This window comes from Shinella fusca (genome assembly GCF_014203155.1).
GTDB lineage: Bacteria > Pseudomonadota > Alphaproteobacteria > Rhizobiales > Rhizobiaceae > Shinella > Shinella fusca.
In genome coordinates, this window is the sequence record NZ_JACHIK010000004.1 from 1 (window position 1) to 18,116 (window position 18,116).

23 protein-coding genes are annotated in these 18,116 nt (G+C 66.7%); 13 read left to right on the top strand and 10 right to left on the bottom strand.

The features are described 5' to 3' along the window. A partial coding sequence (locus HNQ66_RS06995) for a DnaJ domain-containing protein (protein WP_184142268.1) occupies positions 1-164 on the bottom strand: 164 nt, incomplete at its 3' end. A gap of 71 nt (positions 165-235) precedes the next feature. After that, positions 236-667, bottom strand: a complete 432-nt coding sequence (locus HNQ66_RS07000; RefSeq protein WP_184142270.1) for a MarR family winged helix-turn-helix transcriptional regulator — start codon at positions 665-667, stop codon at positions 236-238. Between the two features lie 164 nt (positions 668-831). Here HNQ66_RS07000 and HNQ66_RS07005 point away from each other — a divergent pair, with 164 nt between their 5' ends. Further along, positions 832-2,649 (top strand): chloride channel protein, encoded by a 1,818-nt coding sequence (locus HNQ66_RS07005; protein WP_184142272.1) that lies wholly within the window; start codon positions 832-834, stop codon positions 2,647-2,649. Positions 2,650-2,691: 42 nt separating this feature from the next. Here HNQ66_RS07005 and HNQ66_RS07010 read toward each other — a convergent pair whose 3' ends face one another. After that, positions 2,692-3,012 carry a hypothetical protein gene (locus HNQ66_RS07010; RefSeq protein ID WP_184142274.1) on the bottom strand — a complete coding sequence of 107 codons (321 nt, stop codon included), beginning with the start codon at positions 3,010-3,012 and terminating at the stop codon, positions 2,692-2,694. A 149-nt stretch (positions 3,013-3,161) separates the two neighbouring features. Here HNQ66_RS07010 and HNQ66_RS07015 point away from each other — a divergent pair, with 149 nt between their 5' ends. From HNQ66_RS07015 to HNQ66_RS07025, 3 genes are read left to right on the top strand one after another with little or no spacing between them, the layout of a single operon-like run. Continuing rightward, complete coding sequence (locus HNQ66_RS07015) at positions 3,162-5,063, top strand: potassium transporter Kup (protein ID WP_184142276.1); 1,902 nt, start codon at positions 3,162-3,164, stop codon at positions 5,061-5,063. A 51-nt stretch (positions 5,064-5,114) separates the two neighbouring features. After that, a complete protein-coding gene (locus tag HNQ66_RS07020; RefSeq protein WP_184142278.1) occupies positions 5,115-5,681 on the top strand; it encodes a TetR/AcrR family transcriptional regulator in 567 nt (188 codons plus the stop codon). Positions 5,682-5,731: 50 nt separating this feature from the next. Continuing rightward, the gene (locus tag HNQ66_RS07025; RefSeq protein ID WP_184142280.1) at positions 5,732-6,709 is read left to right on the top strand and encodes a quinone oxidoreductase family protein; all 978 of its coding nucleotides are present in this window, start codon (positions 5,732-5,734) and stop codon (positions 6,707-6,709) included. A 7-nt stretch (positions 6,710-6,716) separates the two neighbouring features. On the opposite strand, the gene HNQ66_RS07030 is transcribed toward HNQ66_RS07025, so the two are convergent. From HNQ66_RS07030 to napE, 6 genes are read right to left on the bottom strand one after another with little or no spacing between them, the layout of a single operon-like run. Beyond that, a complete protein-coding gene (locus HNQ66_RS07030; RefSeq protein WP_184143261.1) occupies positions 6,717-7,421 on the bottom strand; it encodes a cytochrome c3 family protein in 705 nt (234 codons plus the stop codon). Between the two features lie 5 nt (positions 7,422-7,426). Further along, entirely contained in the window at positions 7,427-7,918 is a 492-nt protein-coding gene (locus tag HNQ66_RS07035; RefSeq protein ID WP_184142282.1) for a nitrate reductase cytochrome c-type subunit, read from the bottom strand. After that, positions 7,888-10,392, bottom strand: coding sequence for a periplasmic nitrate reductase subunit alpha (napA, locus tag HNQ66_RS07040; RefSeq protein WP_184142284.1), 2,505 nt, complete (start codon positions 10,390-10,392; stop codon positions 7,888-7,890). The genes HNQ66_RS07035 and napA overlap by 31 nt, the downstream gene beginning before the upstream one ends. Beyond that, the gene (locus tag HNQ66_RS07045; protein ID WP_184142286.1) at positions 10,367-10,651 is read right to left on the bottom strand and encodes a chaperone NapD; all 285 of its coding nucleotides are present in this window, start codon (positions 10,649-10,651) and stop codon (positions 10,367-10,369) included. Before HNQ66_RS07045 ends, napA begins: the two co-directional genes overlap by 26 nt. Continuing rightward, the gene (gene napF, locus HNQ66_RS07050) at positions 10,644-11,156 is read right to left on the bottom strand and encodes a ferredoxin-type protein NapF (RefSeq protein ID WP_184142288.1); all 513 of its coding nucleotides are present in this window, start codon (positions 11,154-11,156) and stop codon (positions 10,644-10,646) included. The genes HNQ66_RS07045 and napF overlap by 8 nt, the downstream gene beginning before the upstream one ends. Before the next feature lie 10 nt (positions 11,157-11,166). Continuing rightward, positions 11,167-11,349 carry a periplasmic nitrate reductase, NapE protein gene (gene napE / locus HNQ66_RS07055; RefSeq protein ID WP_343059465.1) on the bottom strand — a complete coding sequence of 61 codons (183 nt, stop codon included), beginning with the start codon at positions 11,347-11,349 and terminating at the stop codon, positions 11,167-11,169. Between the two features lie 392 nt (positions 11,350-11,741). On the opposite strand from napE, the gene HNQ66_RS07060 reads away from it, so the two are divergent. From HNQ66_RS07060 to HNQ66_RS07100, 9 genes are read left to right on the top strand one after another with little or no spacing between them, the layout of a single operon-like run. Next, positions 11,742-12,182, top strand: a complete 441-nt coding sequence (locus HNQ66_RS07060; protein ID WP_210308703.1) for an Rrf2 family transcriptional regulator — start codon at positions 11,742-11,744, stop codon at positions 12,180-12,182. A gap of 16 nt (positions 12,183-12,198) precedes the next feature. Further along, positions 12,199-13,857 carry a cytochrome-c oxidase, cbb3-type subunit I gene (gene ccoN, locus HNQ66_RS07065; protein WP_184142294.1) on the top strand — a complete coding sequence of 553 codons (1,659 nt, stop codon included), beginning with the start codon at positions 12,199-12,201 and terminating at the stop codon, positions 13,855-13,857. Between the two features lie 2 nt (positions 13,858-13,859). Continuing rightward, positions 13,860-14,594 (top strand): cytochrome-c oxidase, cbb3-type subunit II, encoded by a 735-nt coding sequence (ccoO, locus tag HNQ66_RS07070; RefSeq protein ID WP_184142296.1) that lies wholly within the window; start codon positions 13,860-13,862, stop codon positions 14,592-14,594. Between the two features lie 2 nt (positions 14,595-14,596). Next, positions 14,597-14,767, top strand: a complete 171-nt coding sequence (locus tag HNQ66_RS07075; RefSeq protein ID WP_184142298.1) for a cbb3-type cytochrome c oxidase subunit 3 — start codon at positions 14,597-14,599, stop codon at positions 14,765-14,767. Between the two features lie 2 nt (positions 14,768-14,769). Continuing rightward, positions 14,770-15,648, top strand: coding sequence for a cytochrome-c oxidase, cbb3-type subunit III (ccoP, locus tag HNQ66_RS07080; RefSeq protein WP_184142300.1), 879 nt, complete (start codon positions 14,770-14,772; stop codon positions 15,646-15,648). Beyond that, positions 15,645-15,848, top strand: coding sequence for a hypothetical protein (locus tag HNQ66_RS07085; protein WP_184142302.1), 204 nt, complete (start codon positions 15,645-15,647; stop codon positions 15,846-15,848). The genes ccoP and HNQ66_RS07085 overlap by 4 nt, the downstream gene beginning before the upstream one ends. A gap of 15 nt (positions 15,849-15,863) precedes the next feature. Next, complete coding sequence (locus HNQ66_RS07090) at positions 15,864-16,649, top strand: DUF2189 domain-containing protein (RefSeq protein WP_184142304.1); 786 nt, start codon at positions 15,864-15,866, stop codon at positions 16,647-16,649. Continuing rightward, complete coding sequence (locus tag HNQ66_RS07095) at positions 16,646-17,113, top strand: group III truncated hemoglobin (RefSeq protein WP_184142306.1); 468 nt, start codon at positions 16,646-16,648, stop codon at positions 17,111-17,113. The genes HNQ66_RS07090 and HNQ66_RS07095 overlap by 4 nt, the downstream gene beginning before the upstream one ends. Beyond that, complete coding sequence (locus tag HNQ66_RS07100) at positions 17,110-17,391, top strand: DUF6522 family protein (RefSeq protein ID WP_184142308.1); 282 nt, start codon at positions 17,110-17,112, stop codon at positions 17,389-17,391. The genes HNQ66_RS07095 and HNQ66_RS07100 overlap by 4 nt, the downstream gene beginning before the upstream one ends. A 3-nt stretch (positions 17,392-17,394) precedes the next feature. Here HNQ66_RS07100 and HNQ66_RS07105 read toward each other — a convergent pair whose 3' ends face one another. Then, complete coding sequence (locus HNQ66_RS07105; RefSeq protein WP_184142310.1) at positions 17,395-18,111, bottom strand: histidine utilization transcriptional repressor HutC; 717 nt, start codon at positions 18,109-18,111, stop codon at positions 17,395-17,397. Between the last annotated feature and the right edge of the window lie 5 nt (positions 18,112-18,116).

The window sequence follows — 18,116 nt, forward strand, 5'->3', positions numbered from 1 at the left end:
AGAAGGTCGTAGGCGGCCGCCACCTCCTTGAACTTCTCCTCCGCCGACTTGTCGCCCGGATTGAGGTCGGGGTGCAGCTTCTTGGCAAGCTTGCGGTAGGCACTCTGGATCTCGGCCGGCGAGGCGCTCGCCGAAACGCCAAGAACCTCATACGGATTGCTCACGGGTACGCTCCGGTTGGGATTGAATTCGTCATTATATGAGGTCGGAGCCCGCCTTCGGCAACGGGCAGCCTTTACGCGTTCGCCTCCCGCGCCTCCTGCAGCCGCATCAGGATATCGATGAGGCGAGGGGCCATTTCTCGGATCTCGGTGAGGTGGATGGCGGTCAGCCGTTCGAGCACGTCGTCGGCCTTGTCGGTCAGTTCCAGCGTCTGGCGGCGGCGGTCGGCCGGATCGGTGCGGCGGCGCACATAGCCGGCGGCAACCAGCCGGCCGACCAGTTCTGTCGCCGAATGGGGCGCGATCAGCAGGCGCTCGGCGAGCTTGCCCACTGTCATGGCCTCGCCCTCCCGATAGCCGCGGATCGCCAGCAGGGCCTGATGCTGCTGGGGCGGCAGCCCCTCGCCATGGGCCGCCGACGTGCTGAAATCCATGAACCGCCGCAGCGTGTAGCGCAGGTTGGACAGGCCCTCGTAGTCGGCATCGGTCAGTTTTTCCTTCGGCATTCCCCCATCCCTGCTTTCCGTGACGCGTGCAACCAGCCTTAACCCATTGCGCCGCAAACGTGTAGGCCGGCCCGATGTCGTCGCTTCGGCACGGCACCTGTTGATTTATATCGCAGTACGATATATTGGCGGCCTCCACCAGAACGCAAGCGACAGGACGCAGCATGCCGCAACAGAAAAGCCCTCACCGGCCGCACGACTTCACCGGGGGCCTTGCCCGGCGCGAGGCCGGAGACTTCACGACGGACAGGCGCGTCCTCGCGCTGATCGGCATGGCGCTGATCATCGGCACCGCCGGCGCCTTCTCCGCCCGGCTGCTGCTGGATCTCATCGCGCTCGTCACCAACCTCGCCTGGTTTGGGCAGTTCAGCATCGGCCCGGCCACGCCCGGCGAAGCCCACCGCTCGCTGTGGATGGTCGCGGTGCCGGCCATCGGCGGCCTCATGATCGGCCTGATGGCCCGCTACGGATCGGAGAAGATCCGCGGCCACGGCATTCCCGAGGCCATCGAGGCGATCCTCATCGGCGGCAGCCGCATGTCGCCGAAGGTCGCGGTGCTGAAGCCGCTCTCCTCGGCGATCTCCATCGGCACGGGCGGCCCCTACGGCGCGGAAGGCCCGATCATCATGACGGGCGGGGCCATCGGCTCGCTCTTCGCCCAGTATTTCCACCTGAGTTCGGCCGAGCGCAAGACGCTGCTGGTCGCCGGCGCCGCCTCCGGCATGACGGCGATCTTCAGCTCGCCGATCGCCGCCGTGACGCTCGCCGTCGAACTCCTGCTCTTCGAATGGAAGCCGCGCAGCTTCATTCCGGTCGCCGTCGCGGCCTGCGTGTCGGCCTGCTGGCGCCCCTTCCTGTTCGGCAGCGGCGCGCTTTTCCCCAAGCAGTTCCACATGGACCTGCCCTGGTGGGTCATCGGCCTCTGCGCGCTGATGGGCATCGTCACCGGCCTGCAGTCCGGCCTCTTCACCGCGCTGCTCTACAAGATCGAGGACACCTTCGAGGCGCTGCCCATCCATTGGATGTGGTGGCCGGCCATCGGCGGCGCCATCGTCGGCCTCGGCGGCCTGATCGAGCCGCGCGTGCTCGGCGTCGGCTACGACATCATCGACGGCCTGCTGAACAGCCGGCTGCTGCCGCAGGCGGTGCTGACGATCCTCGTGGTCAAGGCCTCCGTCTGGCTCGTCTCGCTCTCCTCCGGCACATCGGGGGGCGTGCTTGCGCCGCTCCTCATCTTCGGCGGGGCGCTCGGCTGGCTGATCGGCCTCGTCTTGCCCGGCGACCCGGGCTTCTGGGCGCTGCTCGGCATGGCCGCCATGATGGGCGGCACGATGCGCGCGCCGCTGACCGGCACGTTCTTCGCGATGGAGCTGACCGGCGACGTCTCGATCCTGATGCCGCTTCTGGCGGCGACGGTCTCGGCCTATGCCGTGACCGTGCTCCTCCTGCGCCGGTCGATCCTCACGGAAAAGATCGCCCGCCGCGGCCAGCACATCACCCGCGAATACGGCATCGATCCCTTCGAATACACGCGGGCGCGCGACATCATGATCGGCGAGGTCGACACGCTGCCGGCCGACATGACGGTCGAGGCGGCCTCCGCCTTCTTCGCCGAGACGGCGCGCACGCACCGCGTCTATCCGGTCGTCGATGCGGACGGGCTGGTCAAGGGCCTCGTCTCGCGCGGCGACGCGCTGCGCTGGCAGCAGGACCGGACGCCGGACAAGCAGACCCTCGACGATCACGTCTCCGACACGTCGGTGCCCGTCGCCCATCCCGACGACACGATCGGCTACGTCGCCGACCTGATGCTCGCCGCCGATGTCGGCCGCATCCCGATCGTCGATCCGCAGACGGGACGCCTGCAGGGCCTCCTGGCCCGCAAGGACCTGCTGCGGCTTCGCCATGCGGCCAATGCGCTGGAAAACGAGCGGAAGCCCTATCTCGGGCCGAAAAAGGCGGAAGCCGGCAAGGCCGGCTGAGCGGCGCTGCCGCGGCGGCGGCGGCCAAGGCCGCCGCGCTTCTCAGCGCGGGAGCACGGAGCCCTGCGTGGGGGACTGGCCGGCCGGTTCCGTGTTGAACCCGGAATCCACTTGGCTCATCCACTGGCGGGCATGGTCGAAGAGCAGCGCGAAATCGTAGCGCCATTCGAGGAGAAGAAGCTGCCACGCATTGCCGTCGAGGCTGCCCAGCCGCTCGTCGAGCTTGCTCTTCAGCGCCGCCATCTGCCCCGAGGGAGGCGTGGCGGCGGCCTCCGGCCCGTGCGCCTGAGGGCGCGCGGCAAGCTGGAGTTGGCGGTCCAGTTCGAGAAGCTCGGCTTTCAGGCTTTCCAGGTTTTCGGACATGGCTTCGGGTCTCCATCCAAGATCGCCATTATATCGTATCACGATATAATTTCAAGCTGGCCGCGCGGGCCCGGAACCGGACCGCATTGCAAGCGATTGTGCTTTGCACCATATTCCCGCTCACCAAGCAGATCGCAGGGATCCATTCCATGACATCGTTGCACGCCGCCGCCGGCGACAAACCCGAACTGCGCAAGTTCCTTGTGCTGCTTCTCGGCTCGATCGGTGTCGTCTACGGCGACATCGGCACCAGCCCGCTCTATGCCTTCCGCGAGGCGCTGCGGCCGTTCGTGGCCAACGGGGTCGTCCGGCAGGACGTCGTCATCGGCCTCATCTCGCTGATGGTCTGGACGCTGACGGTCATCGTCACCTTCAAATACGTGCTGTTCCTGCTGCGCGCCGACAACGACGGGGAGGGGGGCACGCTCTCGCTGCTCGCCCTTCTCATGAAGAAGTCGGGCAGCTACCTGCCGGTCCTCTTCTTCGCCGGCGTCATCGGCGCGGCGCTCTTCATCGGCGATGCGATGATCACCCCCGCGCTCTCCGTCATGTCGGCGCTCGAAGGCCTCAACCTCGTGACGCCGGCCTTTGCCGGCTACGTGCTGCCCATGTCGGCGGCGATCATGGTGGGGCTCTTCCTCGTCCAGTCGAAGGGCACCGCCGCCGTCTCCAACTTCTTCGGCCCGGTCATGGTGCTCTGGTTCTTCGCCATGGCCTGGGGCGGCCTCATCCACATGGGCGACGACCTGACGATCCTTGAAGCGCTCAACCCGCTGAACGCGCTCTGGTTCATCACCCATGCCGGCAGCGTCGGGCTGATCGTGCTCGGCGCCGTCTTCCTCACCGTCACCGGTGCCGAGGCGCTCTATGCCGACCTCGGCCATTTCGGCCGCAAGCCGATCCAGATCGCCTGGTTCATCCTCGTCTTCCCGGCGCTCGCGCTCAACTATCTCGGCCAGGGCGCGCTGATCCTCACCCATCCGGAGGCGGTCGCCAATCCGTTCTTCCTGCTCTATCCCGACTGGGCGCTGCTGCCCATCGTCATCCTCGCCACCATGGCGACCATCATCGCCAGCCAGGCGGTGATCACCGGCGCCTTCTCGCTTGCCCGCCAGGCCGTGCACCTCGGCTTCCTGCCGCGCCTGATGATCAAGTTCACCTCCGAGACCAATACCGGGCAGATCTACGTTCCGGCGGTCAACGGGGTCCTCTTCATCGGCGTCATCGTCCTCATCTTCTCCTTCCGCAGTTCCGAATCGCTGGCGACGGCCTACGGCATCTCGGTCACCGGCGCGATGGTCGTCACGACGCTGATGGCGCACCAGTTCCTGCGGCAGATCTGGCGCTATTCCACCGTCACCGCCACGCTGCTCCTCCTGCCGCTCCTCATGATCGAGGGCGTGTTCCTGGCGGCGAACCTCCTGAAGATCCATGACGGCGGCTGGGTGCCGGTGGCGCTCGCGCTCTCCATCATGATCGTCATGTGGACATGGACGCGCGGCACGAAGTACCTCAAGGACAAGACAGCGCAGAACGACGTCCCGCTCACCGACTTCATTGCCGCGCTGGACAAGAAGTCCGCCCATGCCCCCGCCATCGTGCCCGGAACGGCCGTGTTCCTGACCAGCGTGCCGGATCGCACCCCGGCAGTCCTCCTGCACAACATCAAGCATAACCACGTCCTGCACGAGCGGAACGTCATCCTTACCGTCTGGACGCAGGACAAGCCCTACGTGCCGGAGGAAAACCGCATCGCCATGCAGACGCTCAGCGACCGCTTCCTGCGCATCGACCTCACCTTCGGCTTCATGGAGGAGCCGAACATCACCAAGGCCCTCAGCCTCTGCCGCAAGAAGGGCTTCAAGTTCGAGATCATGCAGACCTCGTTCTATCTCGGCCGGCGCAACCTCGTGCGCTCGCCGACGGTCGGCCTGCCGGCCTGGCAGGAGCGGCTCTACATCGCGCTCGCCGATTTCGGCATCGACCCGTCGGACTATTTCCGCCTGCCGGCCAACCGCGTCGTGGAACTCGGCGAGCAGGTCGCGATCTGAGGCCCGAACCTAATTCTTGACAGATCGTTCCAGTATTCCTATATCCCCCTCATGGCACGGAACAAGGAATTCGACAGGGACGACGCGCTGGACGCGGCAATCGGGGTTTTCCGGGAGCACGGCTTCGAGGGCACGTCGACGGACATGCTGGTGCGGGCGATGAAGATCGGCCGGCAGAGCCTCTACGACACCTTCGGCGACAAGTGGAAGCTCTACTGCCTCGCCGTCGAGCGCTATTCCATCGCCGAGACGCGCGCCCATATCGCCACGTTGCGCGGCGAACCCCGCGCGGTGGACGGCATCCGGGCGATGATCGGACGCGTCGTCGAGGATGCGCAGCGGGCGTGCCTCGGGGTCGGCTCGATCTGCGAATTCGGCGAGAGCCGGCAGGAGCTCTCGGCGCTCCGCCAGACCGCCGGGCTCCAACTCAAGACCGCCGCCGAGGAGCGTATCCGTAAGGCACAGGCCGACGGCGACATCGCCGTCGACGCCACGGCAGGGGAGATCGCGAACTTCCTCATCGCCGGCATCGCCGGGATCCGCGTTGCAGCGCGGGGAGGGGCGAGCCGCGACGACCTGCGCTCGCTGGGCAGGATGACGCTCCGCGCCATCGCCTGAGCAAAAAATTTTCGTTAATTCTGGAATAAACAGTCAAGAAAGGACACGAAATGAAAGCCATCGTCATGAACGGCATCGGCGGGACCGATGTCATGGACCATGTCGACCGCCCCGAACCTGTGGCCGCGCCCGGGCACGTCGTCGTCGAGATCGCCGCCGCCGGCGTGAACTTCATGGATATCGGCGTCCGCCAGGGCATGGCCTGGACCGAGACGGCGAACCCGAAGGTTCTGGGCGTCGAAGGGGCAGGACGGATCCTCGCCCTCGGCGAGGGCGTGCGGGACTTTGCCATCGGCGACCGGGTGGCCTGGGTCTATGCGCCCGGCAGCTATGCCGAGCGGCTTTCGATACCGGCGGATGGGCTGGTCGCCATTCCGGACGGCGTCGACGACCGCACCGCCGCCGCCGTGATGATGCAGGGGCTGACGGCAAGCCACTTCGCCACCGATTTCTACCCGGTGCAGCCGGGCGACACCGCGCTCGTCCACGCCGCCGCCGGCGGCCTCGGCCTGCTCCTCACCCAGATCGTCCGGATGCGCGGCGGGCGCGTGATCGGCCGGGTCTCGTCCGAGGCCAAGGTCGCCGCCGCCAGGGAAGCCGGCGCCGAGTACGTCGTCGTGGATGCGAAGGGAGAATTCGCCGATGCCGTGCTGGCGCTGACCGGCGGGGAGGGCGTGAACGTCGTCTATGACGGCTCGGGGCCGGCGACCTTCCAAGGCTCGCTGGCCGCGCTCAGGCGGTCCGGCACCTTCTGCTGGTACGGCCCGGTGCTCGGCGGACCGGGGCCGCTCGACATCATGAGCCTGCCGAAGAGCATCAAGCTCGGCTATGCCGTGTTCTCCGACCACATCCACACCCCGGCGCTTTTCCGCGCCCATGCGCAGCAGCTCTTCCGGTGGATCGGGGAGGGGGCGTTGAAGGTGAAGATCGGCAACGTTTATCCGCTCGCCGATGCCGCCGCGGCCCACGCGGCGATGGAACGCCGGGAGACCACCGGAAAGCTGCTCCTCGTCCCCGGCATGTCCTGAGCGGACGTCAGAAGGCGACGAACTGGTGGGCGCTGGCGACGGCCTTGCGGAGATCGCCGATCGCGTCGTTCGAGGCGGCCGGCAGCTCCTCGCCCTCCAGTTCCCTCGGCATCTTCCAGCCGGGATCGACGCCCTTCATGTTCGGCAGCTCGTGCGCGATGCCCTTGTGGCAGTCGATGCAGGTCGCCTTGCCGGTCAGGAGGTATTTCGAGTGGATGTCGGCGGCGCGCTGCGTCTGCTTGGTGAAGTCCATCGCCACGGCCGAATGGCAGTTGCGGCATTCCAGGCTGTCGTTCGCCTTGAGGCGCGCCCATTCGTGCTTGGCAAGCTCCAGCCGCTTGTCGAGGAATTTTTCGCGCGTGTTGATCGTGCCGAAGATCTTGCCCCAGACCTCCTTGGAGGCCTGCATCTTGCGGGCGATCTTGTCGGTCCACTGATGCGGCACATGGCAATCCGGGCAGGAGGCGCGCACGCCCGAACGGTTGGTGAAGTGCACCGTGTTGGTCAGCTCCTGATAGACGTTGTCCCGCATCTCGTGGCACGAGGTGCAGAACTTCTCCGTGTTCGTCAGCTCCAGCGCGGTGTTGAAGGCGCCCCAGAACATGACGCCGCCGACGAAGCCCCCGAGCGTCAGGAAGGCGAGGCTGAGGGTCGCCGCCGGCGTGGTCAGGATCGTCCAGACCCAGAGGAGGATTGCCTTGATGCGCGCCATCATCGTCACTCGCTTCCCGCGCCGGTGACGCCAAGCTCGCTCATGTCCTTGAACGTGTTGCCGACGAGCGGCTTCCTGTCGGCCTGCGGCACATGGCAGGCGGTGCAGAAGTAGCGGCGCGGCGAGACGTCGGCGAGCATCTGGCCCTCGCGGGTCATGTAGTGGGTGACGCTGATCATCGGCGCGCCGGCATCCTGCGAGAACTCGCGCTTGTGGCAGGAAAGACAGCGGTTGGTGTTGACCGAAAGCTGGTAGCCGTCGATCGAGTGCGGAATGATCGGCGGCTGCTCGGGATAGGCGCGCATGCGCCGCAGGTCGTCGATGATCCATTTCGGCAGCGGGTCGGCCGGCAGCGTCTGCATCTTGTCGCCGTCCGGACCGGAAAGCTGCGGCACCATCTGCGCCATGGCGCTGGTGGCGATGACGGCCACGCCGAGCGCGGCGAAGACCCACCTGCGACGGGGGGTCATGCGACGGGTTCGATCTTGACTGCGCATTTCTTGAAATCCGTCTGTTTCGAGATGGGATCTGTGGCGTCGAGCGTGACCTTGTTGATGAGCTGGCTGGCATCGAACCACGGCACGAAGATCACGCCGGGCGGCATGCGGTTGCGCCCGCGCGTCTCGACCCGCGAACGGATCTCGCCGCGCCGCGAGACGATGCGGATTTCCGAGCCCTGGTTGAGGCCGCGCTTGCGCGCGTCGTCCGCATTCATGAAGCAGCGCGCGCCGGGAAAGGCCTTGAAGAGCTCGGGAACGCGCATGGTCATGGAGCCGGAATGCCAGTGCTCCAGCACGCGGCCGGTGACGAGCCAGGTGTCGTATTCCTCGTCGGGCGATTCGGCCGGCGGCTCGTAGGGCACGGCGATGATCGCCGCCTTGCCGTCCTTGTTGCCGTAGAACTTCACGCCCTCGCCGGGCTTCACATAGGGGTCGTACCCTTCGCGGTAGCGCCACAGCGTCTCCTTGCCGTCGACAACCGGCCAGCGCAGGCCGCGCACCTCGTGATAGGTGTCGTAGGGCGCAAGGTCATGGCCGTGGCCGCGGCCGAAGCTGGCATACTCCTCGAAGAGACCCTTCTGCAGATAGAAGCCGAAATGCTGCGCCTCGTTGTTGTCGTAGCCCGGATCGACCTCGCTTAACGGGAACTTGGCGACGTCGCTCTCGGCATAGAGGACCTGGTAGAGCGTCTTGCCCTTGTATTGCGGGTTTGCGGCGAGGATATCCGCCGGCCAGACCTCGTCCGTCGTGAAGCGCTTGGAGAACTCGACGAGCTGCCAGAGGTCGGAGCGCGCCTCGCCGGGCGCCTGCACGAGCTGGTGCCAGACGTGTGTGCGCCGCTCGGCATTGCCGTAGGCGCCTTCCTTCTCCACCCACATGGCGGCCGGCAGCACGAGATCGGCGCTCATCGCGGTGATCGTCGGATAGGCATCCGAGACGACGATGAAATTATCGGGGTTCCGGTAGCCCCGGTAGGTCTCGTTGGAGGTGTTCGGCCCGGCCTGGACGTTGTTGTTGACCTGCACCCAGTAGAAATTGAGCTTGCCGTCCTTCAGCATGCGGTCCTGCTCGACGGCGTGATAGCCGGGTTTTTCCGGGATGATGCCGTGCGGGATGCGCCAGATCTCCTCGGCGTGCTTGCGGTGCTCGGGGTTCGTCACCGTCATGTCGGCGGGCAGGCGATGGGCGAAGGTGCCGACCTCGCGCGCCGTGCCGCAGGCCGAAGGCTGGCCGGTCAGCGAGAAGGGGCTGTTGCCCGGTTCGGAGATCTTCCCCGTGAGCAGGTGCAGGTTATAGACCATCTGGTTCGCCCAGACGCCGCGCACATGCTGGTTGAAGCCCATGGTCCACAGCGACATGACCTTTCGGTCGGGGTCGGCATAGAGCTCGGCGAGCTGCTTGAGGAAGCCGGCCTCCACGCCCGTCATCTCGACGGCCTTCTCCAGCGTGTATTCCGAGACGAAGGCCTTGAAGGCCTCGAAATCGATCGCCTCGGTCTTGCCGGGATCGGCCGAATTGGCCGCATTCACCTCGCGCGGATTGTCCGGGCGCAGGCCGTAGCCGATATCCGTGACGCCGCGCACGAACTTCGTGTGGTTCTTCACGAAATCCTCGTTCACCCGGCCGGACTGGATGATGTGGTTGGCGATATAGTTGAGGATGACGAGGTCCGTGCCCGGCTTGAAGACCACCGGGATATCGGCAAGGTCCATGCTACGGTGGGTGAAGGTGGAGAGCACCGCCACGCGCACATGCTCGTTTCCGAGCCGCCGGTCGGCGATGCGCGTCCACAGGATCGGGTGCATCTCCGCCATGTTCGAGCCCCACAGCACGAAGGCGTCGGCATGCTCGAAATCGTCGTAGCAGCCCATCGGCTCGTCCATGCCGAAGGTGCGCATGAAGGCGTAGGCGGCCGAGGCCATGCAGTGGCGGGCGTTCGGATCGAGGTTGTTCGAGCGGAAGCCGGCGCGCATCAGCTTGGTCGCGGCATAGCCCTCGAAGATCGTCCACTGGCCCGAGCCGAACATGCCGAGCGCCGTCGGTCCCTTCTCCTTCAGCACCTTCTTGGCCTGCTGGGCCATCACGTCGAAGGCCTCTTCCCAGGTGATCGGCTCGAACTCGCCGTCCTTGGCGTAGGCGCCGTTGCGCTTGCGCAGGAGCGGCGTCGTCAGCCGGTCGGCGCCGTACATGATCTTGGAGAGGAAATAGCCCTTGATGCAGTTGAGGCCGCGGTTGACCTCGGCCTGCATGTCGCCGTGGGTGGCGACGACCTTGCCCTCCTTGACGCCCACCATGACGCCGCAGCCCGTGCCGCAGAATCGGCAGGGGGCCTTGCTCCACTTGATTTCCAGCGCGCTCACCCCGCCGGGCACCGGCTGGGCGGCCGCGGGCAGGGCGATGCCGGCGGCCGCTGCCGCCACGCCCGCCGCCTGGGCCTTCAGGATGTCACGCCGCGTCAGTTCGCTGCCCATCAGCCTCGTCCTCTTCCATTTCGACATGTTCGAAAACCATGTTTGCCGCGATGACCCCGTCGAGGACGGAGATGCGCATCAGCGTATCGCCGAGCACGCCGGTCGACGGCCCCTCGATGACGATCACGACCTTGCCCTTGTCCGCGCCGTGCACCTCGACATTCTCGAAGCCCGCAAGGGCGGCAAGCACCGCGTCGAGGCAGCCCGGCTTTGCGGCGATGACCGCGCTTGAAATGTGATGGCGCCGCACCTCAGGCATGGGCGGCCTCCATCTCCGGCAGCGCCACCGCGACCGCCCCGACGGGACAGACGGCGATGCACGCGCCGCAGCCCGTGCAGGCATCGGCGGCAAGGTCCGGCACGAAAGGCCCGCCGCGCACCGGGCGAAAGCGGATCGCCCCCGTCGGACAGGCATCCCGGCAAGCCTGGCAGTCCACGCCCTGGAAGGGCAGGCACGAGGCGGAGAAGGCGACGATATGGTCGAAGCGGCCGGCAACGCCATCGGCGAAGACCGGCTCGGGACAGTGCTGCGCGCAGGCGCCGCAGAAGGTGCATTCGCCGACCGCAAAATCCACGGCCGGCAGGCCGTCCGCAAGGCTGAGGATGCCGGCCGGACAGTGCGCGACGCAGGCGCCGCAGCCGGTACAGGCGGCAAGCCCGTCCTCGGCCCCGTCCTCGGCAAACCCGGGCGGACGGATGCGCAAGGGGCCGGCCCGCCGGCTGCCTCTCAGGAAATCACGCCTCGACAGTGCCTCGTGCCGCATGGCGCCGCCCTCAATGTCCGGGCGGGCCGGGCGGCCCGTAGATGATCTGGAACATCCAGACGAGGAAGCCGTAGCCGCCGACCACGCCGACCGCGACGACCGGCCAGATGCCGAAGGCGAGAACGAGGAAGGTGATCAGCTCCCGGCGCCGGCTGGAGCGCGGCACCTGCGAAGGCGCTTGTTCTGTCGAAATCTCTGACAAGACACTTCCTCGCTTAGGCAAATCGGTGAGCGGATACTAGCATCATCGCCTTGAAAAGAAAGTAGAATAAACTTTGTTCCCGCAATCGCCATGAAAATCGCGTAACAACAGTTATGGAACTATTCCGGAAAATACATCGCTCTGCACCAAATCGGAACGGAACGCCCGTGCAGTTCAAGATTTCCTAAATTCTAAATTTGACGCGTGCCGGGAATTACATGCGAAGGCGCGCCCGCCTTCCCCGGCACCCCGGCATCGTTTCTCCACGATGCCCCTGCGACGCTATTGCACTTTCACCGTGCGGTCCGTTGCGCTAAAAGTGGCATCGCAAATACCTCTTATCGCATGCGGCCCGTCCATGGCCCGGGGGACATTCCGTGCGGATGACGCTTCACACCGATTATGCCTTGCGCATGCTGATCTACATCGCCTCGCGCCGGGACGGCCTGTGCACCGTCAACGACGTCGCGGAGGCCTATCGCCTGTCGCGCAACCACCTCCTCAAGGTGGCCCAGACGCTGCGCGGCCTCGGCATCATCGAGACGACGCGCGGGCGCAGCGGCGGCATCCGCCTCGCCATGGCGCCGGGCGAGATCAGGGTCGGTGCGCTGGTGCGGGCAACGGAAGAGGAGTTCTCGCTCACCGAATGCATGCAGGCACACGGCCGGTCCTGTGCGATCTCCCCGGCCTGCCGGCTCAAGGGAATGCTGCACGAGGCACTCGCCGCCTTCCTGGCGGTACTCGACAAATATACACTCGAAGATATCGTACGCAACAGGGCCACGCTCGGCCCTCTGCTCGGGCTCGACGCCGCGGCGGCGTAAGACGGAAGGAAAACGGATGGTCACGGGATTGACGGTTTCGGAGCGCCATATGGCTCTCTTCGTGCTCGGCGCGCTGGCGCTCGCCGGGCTTGCCATGGCGGTCGGCGGGCGCGGCGATCCGCTCGCCGTGCACGGCTATATCGTTCTCGCCTTCAGCCTCGGCCTCGGCTTCGTCGTGCTCTCGGCGCTCTTTGCGCCGGAGCCGCCGGAAAGCCGGCTTTCGGAATATTACGACGACCCGACGCGGGTGGGCATCATCCTGTCGCTCGCCTGGGCGGTCGCCGGCATGTTCGTCGGCGTATGGGTCGCCGCGCTTCTCGCCTGGCCGGAGCTGACCTTCGTGGATTCGGCCTGGGCCAGCTTCGGCCGGCTGCGGCCCGTGCACACCAGCGGCGTCATCTTCGGCTTCGGCGGCAACGCGCTGATCGCCACGTCCTTCCACGTCCTCCAGCGCACCTCGCGCGCCCGCCTGCCCGACCAGTTCAGCCCGTGGTTCGTGCTGATCGGCTACAACCTCTTCTGTCTGATCGCCGCGAGCGGCTATCTCATCGGCGTCACCCAATCGAAGGAATATGCCGAGCCGGAATGGTATGCCGACATCTGGCTGGTCATCGTCTGGGTCGCCTATTTCGTGCTCTACATCCGCACGCTCCAGCGCCGCAAGGAGCCGCATATCTACGTAGCCAACTGGTACTACATGGCCTTCATCCTGGTCGTGGCGGTGCTGCACATCGTCAACAACCTCGCCGTGCCCGTCACCTTCGGCCATGCCAAGAGCTATTCGCTGTTCTCCGGCGTGCAGGATGCGATGACGCAATGGTGGTACGGCCACAACGCCGTCGCCTTCTTCCTCACCTCCGGCTTCCTCGGCATGATGTACTACTACCTGCCCAAGCGCGCGGGACGGCCGATCTTCTCCTACCGGCTCTCCATCATCTCCTTCTGGGGCATCACCTTCATGTATATGTGGGCGGGCGCGCACCACCTGCATTACACGGCGCTGCCGCAATGGGTGCAGACGCTCGGCATGACCTTCTCCCTCGTGCTGCTGGTTCCCTCCTGGGCCTCTGCCGGCAACGCGCTCGCCACGCTCAACGGCGCCTGGCACAAGGTGCGCGACGACGCGACGCTGCGCTTCATGATGGTCGCGGCCGTGTTCTACGGGCTTTCCACCTTCGAGGGCTCGTTCATGGCGATCCGCGCCGTCAACTCGCTCTCGCACTACACCGACTGGACGGTCGGCCATGTCCATGCCGGCGCGCTCGGCTGGGTGGCGATGATCACCTTCGGCTCGCTCTACGCCCTCGTGCCATGGATGTGGAAGACGGAGCGCATGTATTCGCCGAGGCTGATCGAATTGCATTTCTGGCTCGCGCTCGCCGGCACCGTCGTCTACGTCTTCGCCATGTGGAATTCGGGCATCATCCAGGGCCTGATGTGGCGCACCTATAACGACAGCGGCACACTCGCCTACTCCTTCATCGACAGCCTGGTTGCCATGCACCCCTATTATATCGCCCGCGCCTTCGGGGGCCTCCTGTTCCTGACCGGCGCCGTCGTGTGCTGCGTCAACGTCGCCATGACGATTCGCATGGCGCGCCATGCCCGCAAGGCCGAAGCCGGCGGCGACGTGCCGCTCTACGGCCAGGCCGGCGCGGCACAGGCAGGAGAATGATCATGAAGGAATTCTTCCACCGCAAGATCGAGCGCAACGCCATCGGCTTCGTGCTCGCCATCGTCGGCGTCGCCTCCATCGGCGGCCTCGTCGAGATCGCCCCGCTCTTCACCATCCACGAGACGGTGGAGGAGGCACCGGACATGCGGCTCTATACGCCGCTGGAGCTGGCCGGGCGCAACATCTACATCCGCGAGGGCTGTTACGCCTGCCATTCGCAGATGATCCGCACGCTGCGCGACGAGGTGGAGCGCTACGGCCCCTATTCGCTGGCCGTGGAATCGAAATACGACCACCCGATGCTCTGGGGCTCCAAGCGCACCGGGCCGGACCTTGCCCGCCTCGGCGGCAAGTATTCCGACGCCTGGCACGTCGCGCATCTCATGAACCCGCGCGACGTGGTGCCGGAATCGGTGATGCCGCGCTACGGCTGGCTGAAACGCAACGCGCTCAGGATCGACGACCTCGGCGAACACCTCGCCGCCCAGCGCGACGTCGGCGTGCCCTATACCGACGCGATGATCGAGAACGCCGTGGCCGATGCCCGCGGACAGGCGAACCCCGACGGCCCGGAAGCCGGCGGCGTTGCCGAGCGCTACGGCGAAGCGACGAACGTGCGCGCCTTCGACGGCAACCCGGGCACCCTGACGGAGATGGACGCACTCGTCGCCTATCTCCAGATCGTCGGCCAGCTCACGCAGGCCGCCCATCAGGAAACGGCGGCGAAGGAGGAATGACCATGGGCATCGACCACGAAAGCGTCGTCGCCGTCTCCAAGAGCTGGGGGCTGTTCTACCTCATCGCCATGGCGGCCGGGGTCCTCGTCTACACGCTCTGGCCGGGCAACCGGAAGCGCTTCACCCGCGCCAAGACGAGCATTCTCGACAAAAACGACCGGCCGGGGGAATAGGCATGGCAACGGAACGACACGATCCCGCCACCGGGCGGCTGACCACCGGGCACGAATGGAACGGCATCGAGGAACTGGAGACGCCCATTCCGCGCGTCGTCTTCTTCTTCCTCGCCGTCACCACGCTCTTCGCCATCGTCTACTGGATCCTCATGCCGGCCTGGCCGGTCGGCGTCACCTATACCAAGGGCCTGCTCGGCATCGACCAGCGCGCCGTGGTGACGAAGCAGGTGGAGGACGCAGCCACCGCGCGCGCCGCCTGGACCGGCCGCGTCACTGAAGCGAGCCTTGCCGACATCGCCGCCGACCCCGAGCTGATGCACCACGTCCGCGAGACGGGCCGCACGCTCTTCATCGACAATTGCGCCGCCTGCCACGGCGTGCGCGGCACCGGCGGGCCCGGCTTCCCGAACCTTGCCGCCAAGGCGTGGCTGTGGGGCGGCGATCCGGACACGATCGAGGAGACGATCCGCATCGGCATCAACGGCACGAGCCCGGACACCCGCGTCTCCGAGATGATGGCCTTCGGCCGCGGCGGCATCCTGGAAACCGACCAGGTGCGCGCGGTGGCCGCCTATGTGCGCTCGCTCTCCAACCTGCCGATGGGCGAGGCCGACAAGACGCGCATTCCGGCGGGCAAGGAGATCTTCGCCGAGAACTGCGTGGCCTGCCACGGCGAGGATGCCCGCGGCAGCACGGATGCCGGCGCGCCGAACCTCACCGACGCGGCCTGGATCTACGGCAGCGACGCGCAGACCGTGTTCACCACGATCTATTCCGGCCGGCAGGGCCATATGCCGAGCTGGGAGGGCCGCCTTTCGCCCGTCGACATCAAGATGCTGGCGCTCTATGTCGGCACGCTCGGGGCGGAAAACCCATGAGTGCCGGCGCAAGCCCCGGGGCACCGCGCATCAACTGGCGATGGACGTCGCTTGCCATCGTCGTCGCCGGCACGCTGCTTTTCATCGGCGCCAATGCGCATCTCGTCCATGTCGCGCTGCGCTCGCAGCCCGACTGCGTGCAGCACCTGAAGAGCGAAGGCGCGGGCGGAACGTTCCGCGCCGCGCAATCGTCCTGCTGAAAGGAGGAACATCCCATGGCCACGAGCGAAAAGATCGCTGACGCCCCGCTGCCGCTCGCCGAACAGCGTCGCCGCCACCTGCCGGCCGGCGCGGCCTTCGGCTGGCTTGCCGCCGGCTGGCGCGACCTCTGGCGCACCCCGCTGCCGAGCCTCGTCTACGGCTTTGCCGTCTTCCTCCTGTCGGCGGCGGTCGTCTGGTGCCTCTTCCGCATGGAGCTGGACTATATCCTCTTCCCGGCGCTTGCCGGCTTCATGGTGGTCGGCCCACTGGTGGCCATCGGCCTCTACCGCAAGAGCCAGGACCTCGAGGCGGGCATCCAGCCGAGCCTTGCACGCATGGTCTTCGTCAAGGCGCAGTCGGGCGCGCAAGTCTGGTTTACCGGCGCGATCCTGTGCCTCCTGATGCTGGTCTGGATGCGCGCGGCCGTCATCATCTACGCGCTCTTCGTCGGGCTTCGCCCCTTCCCCGGCCTCGACAACATCGTCGCCATGCTCACCTCGACGCCGGAAGGGCTCGGCATGCTCGTCGTCGGCACCGCCGTCGGCGGGCTCTTCGCCGCCTTCTCCTTCGCCATCAGCACCTTCGCCATCCCCATGCTGCTGGCCGAGAAGACCGACGCCTTCACCGCCATGGGCACCAGCATCTCGCTCGTCTTCCGCAACCTGCCGGTCATGCTCGCCTGGGGCGCCATCGTGCTTGTCCTTACCCTCATCGGCCTTGCGACGGGGCTTCTCGGCCTCATCGTGATCTTCCCGCTGCTCGGCCACGGCACCTGGCACAGCTACCGGGCGATCCGATGAGAGGAAGGCCCGCTCCCGCCCGCACCGTGGTCATCGACGGCAAGCTCCTGCCGGAGGTGCTCGACGAGGCGATGGTCCACGCCGTCGTGCACGGCTTCTACGACGAGATCCGCAAGGACGACCTGCTCGGCCCGATCTTCAACGGCGTGATCGCGCCAGAGGACTGGCCGGTGCACCTCGCCAAGATGTGCGACTTCTGGTCCGCCACGCTGCTGCGCACCGACCGCTACGACGGCCGGCCCCTGCCGCCGCATCTCGCCATCCCCGAACTCGGGCAGGAGCATTTCCACCGCTGGCTCTCGCTCTTCCGCGCCACGGTCGAACGGCTCTGCCCGCCGGAGGTCGCCGACCTCTTCCTCGACCGGGCGCTGCGCATCGCCCATTCCTTCCGCCTCGCCATCGCCTTCCACCGCGGCACGGATACCACCGGCATCGTGCCGATCTCGCGGGAGGCGTTGTCATGACGAAAGGACCGCTCACGCTCGCCCGCGATGCGGAGGGCGAATTCGTATTGCCGGCGGACCTGCTGGCCGAGCGCTTCGGCTGGCCGACGCAGACATTGCGCGACTACATGCGCCGCGGCCTCGTCGCCTCGCGGGTCGAGCGCGGCGAGGGAGAGGACGAGGGCCGCTGGCGGCTTTCCGTGCGCTGCGGCAACCGCCGCTGGCGGGCGGTCGTCGAGGCCGACGGCACCGTCGGCGCCCAGCAGGTCGACGTCCTTTCCGCCCAGGCGCCTCGTTAAAGTCTACCCCGAACGCCCCTCGGTGCTGACGAAATGCCCCGGATGGAAAGCGACGCGCACGGTGGTGATGGGGCCGAGGTCGTTCCATGTCGTGCGATGGAGGACCAGAAGCGCCTCGCCGTGACGCGCCCCGAGCAGCCGCGCGTCCCGCCGGTCGGCGTTCTCTGCCGAGAAGGCGAGATCGGCGTGCAGGTAGGGCGTGTTGAGCACCAGCCATTCATTGGCGTTGAACCGGCCGAGATCCACCTTCTCCAGTCCCGGCACGGCCTGCGGGTTCAGCCAGCGGTCCTCGATCTGGAACGGCCGCCCGTCGCCGTAGTGCACGGCCCGCATGTGAACCAGCACCTCGCCCTCCGGCAGGGCGAGTCGCGCGGCGATCTCCGCGGGGATGGGGCTTTGCCGGTACGCGACCACCCGATGGCTGTAGGCCATGCCTGCCTGCTCGACCTGTTCGCGCACGACGGGAATGGCGAAGACCGCCTTGTGATGGATGGCGACGCGCGTTCCCGCGCGGCGGCGGCGGTCCAGGAAACCCTCGTCCGCCAGCATCTGCAGGGCCTTGTTGACGGTCGCGCGCGCGGCGTCGAATTCGATGGCGAGGTCCGCCTCGTCCGGGATGCGGTCGCCATGGCGCCATTGGCGCTCGACGATGCGCCGCCGCACCTCGGCGGCGATGGCCTGCGCCTTGGCGACCGCGGAACCTGATCGCTTTCCGGTCATCCGCC